Origin of the sequence: Streptomyces sp. NPDC097981, from assembly GCF_040302565.1 — a bacterium.
GTDB lineage: Bacteria > Actinomycetota > Actinomycetes > Streptomycetales > Streptomycetaceae > Streptomyces.
The window spans coordinates 320,648-327,317 of the sequence record NZ_JBEORW010000003.1 but is presented as its reverse complement, the minus strand read 5'-3'; the positions used below and the strand labels follow the sequence as shown (position 1 = coordinate 327,317).

6 protein-coding genes are annotated in these 6,670 nt (G+C 72.7%); 3 read left to right on the top strand and 3 right to left on the bottom strand.

The genetic code is table 11. The features are described from left to right. Positions 1 to 199: 199 nt before the first annotated feature. The 3 genes from ABTY04_RS04840 to ABTY04_RS04830 all read left to right on the top strand — a co-directional run bounded on the left by ABTY04_RS04840 (position 200) and on the right by ABTY04_RS04830 (position 3,392). Positions 200 to 1,336 carry an acyl-CoA dehydrogenase family protein gene (locus tag ABTY04_RS04840; protein ID WP_352211863.1) on the top strand — a complete coding sequence of 379 codons (1,137 nt, stop codon included), beginning with the start codon at positions 200 to 202 and terminating at the stop codon, positions 1,334 to 1,336. A gap of 94 nt (positions 1,337 to 1,430) precedes the next feature. Beyond that, positions 1,431 to 2,417, top strand: coding sequence for an aldo/keto reductase (locus ABTY04_RS04835; protein WP_352211862.1), 987 nt, complete (start codon positions 1,431 to 1,433; stop codon positions 2,415 to 2,417). A 165-nt stretch (positions 2,418 to 2,582) separates the two neighbouring features. Continuing rightward, complete coding sequence (locus ABTY04_RS04830; protein ID WP_352211861.1) at positions 2,583 to 3,392, top strand: AfsR/SARP family transcriptional regulator; 810 nt, start codon at positions 2,583 to 2,585, stop codon at positions 3,390 to 3,392. 267 nt (positions 3,393 to 3,659) lie between these two features. Here ABTY04_RS04830 and ABTY04_RS04825 read toward each other — a convergent pair whose 3' ends face one another. The 3 genes from ABTY04_RS04825 to ABTY04_RS04815 all read right to left on the bottom strand — a co-directional run bounded on the left by ABTY04_RS04825 (position 3,660) and on the right by ABTY04_RS04815 (position 6,552). Further along, positions 3,660 to 4,160 carry a flavin reductase family protein gene (locus ABTY04_RS04825; RefSeq protein ID WP_352211884.1) on the bottom strand — a complete coding sequence of 167 codons (501 nt, stop codon included), beginning with the start codon at positions 4,158 to 4,160 and terminating at the stop codon, positions 3,660 to 3,662. A 282-nt stretch (positions 4,161 to 4,442) separates the two neighbouring features. After that, the gene (locus ABTY04_RS04820) at positions 4,443 to 5,063 is read right to left on the bottom strand and encodes an NADH oxidase (RefSeq protein ID WP_352211860.1); all 621 of its coding nucleotides are present in this window, start codon (positions 5,061 to 5,063) and stop codon (positions 4,443 to 4,445) included. Between the two features lie 151 nt (positions 5,064 to 5,214). Continuing rightward, a complete protein-coding gene (locus tag ABTY04_RS04815; RefSeq protein ID WP_352211859.1) occupies positions 5,215 to 6,552 on the bottom strand; it encodes an MFS transporter in 1,338 nt (445 codons plus the stop codon). Positions 6,553 to 6,670 lie beyond the last annotated feature (118 nt).

Genomic DNA, 6,670 nt, shown 5'->3' with positions numbered 1-6,670 from the left:
CTTCTTCCGCATCTGCCGCCAGTGCGCCAGCCCCTCCGGCTCCAGGGTGATCGGCGAGCTCGCCGACGGCGGGGTCTTCGCACAGGTGCGGCCGAATGCCGGGGTGATGGGGATGCCGCCGCTCAAGGGGCGGACGAGTCGGGGTCGACCGGGGTGTGTCATGGTCCGCTCCGCTCATCGGCGTCTAGGAGGAGGCAGGATGTACGCACAGGCTTTCCGGGGGACCGGGCTCGTCGAGCGGTCGGCAGAGCTGGCCGAGTCGGCCCGGCGCCGGGCGCGGGATGCGGAGGACCAGCGTCGGCTGACTCCCGATGTGGTGACGCAGATGCTCCGGGCGGGATTCGCGCGGCACTTCGTGCCTGCCGCGCAGGGTGGCGTGGAGGGCACGTTCGGGGAGTTCACCGAGGCCGTCGCCACCGTGGCCGAGGGCTGCGCGGCCACCGCGTGGTGTGCGTCGGTCGCGTCGAGTCTGGCCCGGGTGGCCGCCCACCTGCCTCGGGAGGGGCGGGCCGAGGTGTGGGCCGACGGGCCCGACGCCTTCGTCGTCGGGTCTCTTTCGCCGCTGGGGAAGGCCACACCGGTGGCTGGTGGCTGGCGCGTGTCCGGCTCCTGGGCGTACATCAGCGGCGTCGACTACTCCGACTGGGCCGTCGTGTGCGCCACCCTTCCCGGTGACGGGGGCGCGCGGCTGTTCGCGCTTCCGCGGGCCGACTACGCGATCAAGGGCACCTGGACCGGCTCCGGCATGCGCGCCACCGGCAGCAACACGCTGATCGCCGACGACGTGTTCGTCCCCGAGTCGCGCAGCGTCGACCGGCAGCGGCTCTTCGACGGGCGGCCGGTGGACTCGTCGGCCGGCTGCCACACCGTGCCGATCCAGGCCGTCAACGGGCTGTCGTGCGCGCCCGCCGCCCTCGGTGCCGCGCGCAGCGCGCTCGGGCTGTGGACCGGCGACACGGCGCAGCGGCTGGCGCGCGGCGCCGGCCGCCCGGGGGTGCCCGGCCCCTCCCGGGGCACCTACGAGGCGGTCCTGACCCGCAGCGCCGGCGAGATCGACGCCGCGACGCTGCTGCTGCAGCGGTCCGCGTACGTCGCGGACCGGGGCGCGCGGGTCACCGCCGAGGAGACGGCCCGCAACGTACGCGACCACGCGCTGGCGACCGGACTCGTGGTGAACGCCGTCAACCGGATGTTCGCCACCGCCGGCACCTCCGGACACACCACCGAGAGCCCGCTGGAGCGGACCTGGCGCGACGTCAACTCCATCGCCACGCACATCGCCTTGACGTTCGACCCGGCGGCGGCACTCTTCGCGTCCCACGCCTTCACCCCCTGACCCGAACCCGACAGCACACTCCCGTTTGCCCTGGAGCGCACTCCAACACCTAGCGTCGTGGGCAGACGGTTCCGAGCGCCCAGGAGGCATCAGCATGACCAACGTCCCCACCCGGTACTTAGGCGAACTGGCGGTCTCCGCGCAGGGCCTGGGATGCATGGGCATGAGCCACGGCTACGGCGCCACGGACGACGCCCAGTCGATCGCCACGCTGCGCCACGCCCTCGACCTCGGAGTGACCTTCCTGGACACCTCCGACTTCTACGGCAGCGGACACAACGAGGAACTGATCGGACGGGCCGTCGCCGGGCGCCGCGACGAGGTCGTGCTGGCCACGAAGTTCGGCTTCGCCAACCGCCTGGGCGACCCCACGCTGGTCCGCGGAGACGCCGCCTACGTACGGCAGGCCTGCGAGGACTCGCTGCGCCGGCTCGGGGTCGACCACATCGACCTCTACTACCAGCACCGGGTCGACCCGCAGGTGCCGATCGAGGAGACCGTCGGCGCCATGGCCGAGCTGGTGCGGGCCGGCAAGGTCCGCCACCTCGGCCTGTCCGAGGCCGGTGCGCAGACCATCCGGCGGGCGCACGCGGTGCACCCGATCGCCGCGCTGCAGAGCGAGTGGTCGCTGTGGTCCCGCGACCTGGAGGCGGAGATCGTCCCGGTGTGCCGCGAACTCGGCGTCGGCCTCGTCCCGTACGCCCCGCTCGGGCGCGGCTTCCTGACCGGGCAGTACAGCTCGGTCGACGGGCTGGCGGACACCGACGTACGGCGCGGCCACCCGCGGTTCGCCGACGGCAACCGCGAGCGGAACCTGGCGATCGTCACGCGGCTGAACGAGCTCGCCGCGGCCAAGGGGGTCACCGCCGGCCAGCTCGCCCTGGCCTGGGTGCAGCACCGGGGCGACGACGTGGTGCCGATCCCCGGCACCCGGCGGCAGCGCTACCTGGAGGAGAACCTCGCGGCCCTGGCCGTCGAGCTGACTCCCGAAGACCTCGCGGCCATCGAGGCCGTCGCCCCGCCCGAGCAGTTCGCGGGCACCCGCTACGACGCGACCGGACTGACCTTCGTCAACGGCTGAGCCCGGGCTGCCCGCACCGCCCGCACCGCCCGCCCGCCCGCTCACGAGTGGGCGGGCGGGCGCGTACCACTGGTGCGCGGCCGGAGGAACGGCATATGAGATCTTCATGCCCGCTCGTGCCCGCATCACTGGTCGGCCGGCGGAGGCGGCTGGGATGCTGGGCTCATGGAATTCGGAGTTCTCGGACCGCTCGAAGCGCGCATGTACGACATGTCCATTGTGCCGACCGCTGGAAAACCCCGACAGATCCTCGCGCTGCTCGCCATCCGCGCGGGCCGCGTCGTACAAGTCGAAACTCTGATGGCCGAGTTGTGGGGCAATGAGATTCCCCGGAGCGCAGCCACCACACTCCAGACCTACATCCTGCAATTGCGCCGGAAACTGACACAGGCCGGTGTGCAGCAGCAGAACGGGCGGAACGTCAAGGACGTTCTGGCGACCTGTTACGGCGGCTACCGGCTCGCCCCGGAGGACTTCTCCCTCGACCTCGTGAGGTTCCAGCAGCTGGTGCGCCAGGGCGGCCGGACGCTGGCCGAGAACGACCCCCGGGCGGCGTCGGAGCAGCTCGGCCGCGCCCTGGCCCTGTGGCGCGGCCCCGCCCTCACGGACGTCCCCGTCGGGGAGGTCCTCGCCACGGAGGTCATCGGCATGGAGGAGGAACGCGAATGGGCGCTGGAGATGCGCCTCGACGCCGACCTCACCCTCGGCCGGCACGCCGAGATCATCGGTGAGCTGCGCATGCTCGTGAGCCGGCAGCCCCTGCACGAGACCCTGTCCGCCCAGCTGATGACCGCCCTGTACCGGGCCGGGCACCCCTGGCGCGCGCTCGAAGCGTTCCAGTCGCTGCGCCACGCCCTCATCAAGGAACTGGGGGTCGAGCCGTCCCCGCGGCTGCAGCGTCTGCACCAGGCCATCCTGGCCAACGACACCGGCCTGCAGGCTCCCTCCTCCATGCTGCATGCACTCTCCGCCTAGCCGTCGCCCGCCCCCTTCCCGGGCCGCCATGCCGGCGCGGGCGCATCAAAGCCCCCCACACACACGAAGCTCCTGGCAGACGGGATCGGATCCGGATCCCCGTCCGCCGGGAGCTTCGTGCGTTGCCCCGCCCGCCGCCGGCGCCGACGCCCCCGGCCCGAGACGCGGACCGGGCCCCGCGCGGGCCCTGCGGCGCCCCGCGGGGCCGTACGGCGCCCCGCGGGGCCCGGGTCGGATCTGGGACCCGGGACGTTCCCGCCGCCCGGCTCAGTGCTGCACGGCCAGCCGGGAGTCCCGTTCCCACATGCCGAACTCGCCCTGCTGGTAGAGGGCGGCCGTGCCCGGGAAGATCTCGCTCTCGTCGACCCTCCCGATCACCAGCACGTGGTCTCCCGCGTCCACGGTCTTCACGACCGTGCAGCCGGCGTACGCCACCGCGGCCTCGGTGAGCACCGGGACCCCGGCCAGCCCGCCGCGCCAGGCCACGCCGTCGAACTTCCGCTCCGCCTTCCCGGCGAAGAGCCGGGCCGCGTCCTGGCCCCGATGGGCCACGAAGTTCATCGCGAACACCCCCGCGGAGAGCATCGCGGGCAAGGTCCTGGAGCCCTTGCCCACGCAAAGGAGGAGCAGGGGCGGCGCCGCGGACACGGCGGAGAAGGCGTTACACGTGAATCCGCTCGGATCTCCGCCCGCACCGATTGCGGTGACGATCGCGACAGGGGTTGGAAAGGAACCGAAAACCTTACGGAAGGTATCCGCATCCAGCATGGTGTCCACTCCGTCGAGTCAGTTACGGGACTTTCCCGCTGCATGGGCGGCACTATCGGGGCAGTGGCTAGAAAGTGCCTGGAAGGCAGCTCGATCGGCGGGCCAGCCGCTCTTGAGCCGGAGCACGCCGTACGGCCGCACCCCGGGCGGCCCCCTTCGCCGGCGGCGGAGGCAGGGCGCGCCCGGCCCCCGCCGGGCGCATCCGTCCTGGTCAAGCCCCCCGCAGCCGTGCTCCCGGCGGCCCGGCGGCCGGGGTGCGGGAGCCCTGCGGGGCGCGCGCCCCTACGCGGGGTCGTCGACGGGAGTGACCAGGCCGGCGGCGGTCAGATAGCCGATGATGTCCTCGGTCACCTTCGGCGGCAGCGGCAATGCGGCCGAAACCGCAGTGAGTGTTGTCGGCCACGCGAGCGTCATCGCGACCCACGCCGCCTCCTGCCGGTGCAGGACCACGCGGTGCGGCGCGCGGTCGGACTCCAGCACGCATCCGGTGCCGGACTCCGGCACGGTGAGGGCCACGTGCCGGGGAAGGCACACGCGGCGCTCCCCGGACGGGCGGATCAGGACGAAGGACGCCGCCGAGGACAACGGGACCACGGAGAGCAGTGGTCCCTTCAGGTCGTCCACGCCGAGTGTGCGCACCACGAGGTGTGACAGTTTGCTGAGCGCCGGCAGCGTGAAGGGGCACAGGTCCTCGGGCCCGCTCAGGGCGTTGGCCAGAAGGACCGGCCCGAGCTCCATCCTCCGCAGCACCTCGCGCACCGCCGGGCTGGGCCGGTCGAGCCGGTCCTGGCCCCAGCGGCTGGTGAGCAGCAGCGTGTCTCCTCCGGCCCCCTGATCGACGATCACGTCCTCGGACAGCGACCAGAGATGGAAGGTCTGGACACCCCCGGTCGTACGCCGCATATTGCACCTCTCTTGCCGGGCGGAGGGATTCGCCAGTATGAAGCCGGGTCCGAGCCTCACGACAGGCAGTGGGCCATACGGCCACCAATTCCTCACGTCGCCCCTAAGGGCCCGTCAGGCGGGCGTGGTCCGCGATCCCGTGGACGCGCGATCAGGAACGGGCGGGACGTGCCGCCCCTCCCCCGCTCTTGCCGAGGACGGCCGTCATCAGCATGGCGGCGAGCGCGAACGCGGCGGCCACGGCCATCGCCAGGCGCGGCCCCGAGGCGTCGATGATCAGGCCGCCGATGAACGAGCCGACGCCGATGGCCCCGTTGAAGGCGGCCACGTACAGGGACGAGGCGGCCTCGCTCTCCTCGGGGACGAGTCGCATGACCCAGGTCTGCAGCGCGACCGGCAGGGCGGCGTAGAGCACGCCCCAGCACACCAGCATCGTGATGGTCAGCGGGCCGCTGGGGCCGCCCGCGTACATCACCACCATGACGACGGCCAGGAGTCCGGTGCTGGTGATCAGGCTCGTGCGCAGGGCCCGGCCGACCACGGCGCCCGCCGCGAAGTTCCCCGCCAGCCCGGCCGCGCCGAAGACCAGCAGCAACGCGCCGACGAGGGAGGGCCGGACGCCGGTGACCTCCTGCAGGAACGGGGCCACGTACGTGAAGGCGAGGAAGTGGCCGCTCATGATCAGTGCGGTGACGCCGACCGCGACGCGCAGCGCACGGTGCCGCAGCACGTGCACGAGCGCGGCCAGGCTGCCGGCGCCCCGGGCGGGCAGGGCGGGCATGAACAGCAGGCTCGCGCCCAGTACGAGGAAGCCGAGGAACCCGACGCACACGAAGGCCGCGTGCCAGCCCGCGGACTGGCCGACGGCGGTGCCCAGCGGGGTGCCCGCCACGGAGGCCAGGGAGATGCCGCCGAGGACCACCGAGGTGGCGCGGACGGCGTGCCGCTCGGGGACCAGCCGTACGGCGATGGAGACGGCGATGGACCAGAACACCCCGTGCGCCAGGGCCACGATGAGGCGCGCGGTCAGGAGCAGCGCATAGCCGGAGACGACGGCGGCCATGAGGTTGCCGGCGATGTAGAGGACCATCAGGGCGACGAGCAGCCACTTGCGGTCCAGGCGTCCGGTCAGTGCGGTCAGGGGCGCCGCGGTCACCGCCGCAAGTGCCGCGAAGCCCGTGACCAGGAAGCCCGCCGTGCCCAGGGACACCGAGGTGCCCTCCGCGATGGACGGGAGCAGCCCGATGGGCAGGGTCTCCGTGGTGACGAAGGAGAAGACCCCGAGGGCCAGTCCGACCACGGCCAGCCAGGCGCGCAGCGAGGAGCCCGGTGGGGCGGACTCGGACGTGCCGTCGGGTGCGGCGGCCGCGGGAATCGCGTCGGGCGCCCTCGACGGCGCCCTCGACGGTGTCGGCGTGGCGGTCGGCCCGGTGGCGGGATCGTCGCCTCCGGGCCGCTTGCTGCTCTGACGGGTCACGCTGGGGGACATCGTTGCTCCCGGGTTGATGGTCCGGCGGGGAATCGGCGGCGTTCTGTTCGCGGGCAGCCCGGCGACACGGAGAACATGCGCGAAATAGCGGAACCTGCCGCACGTAATTCGAAGGCCT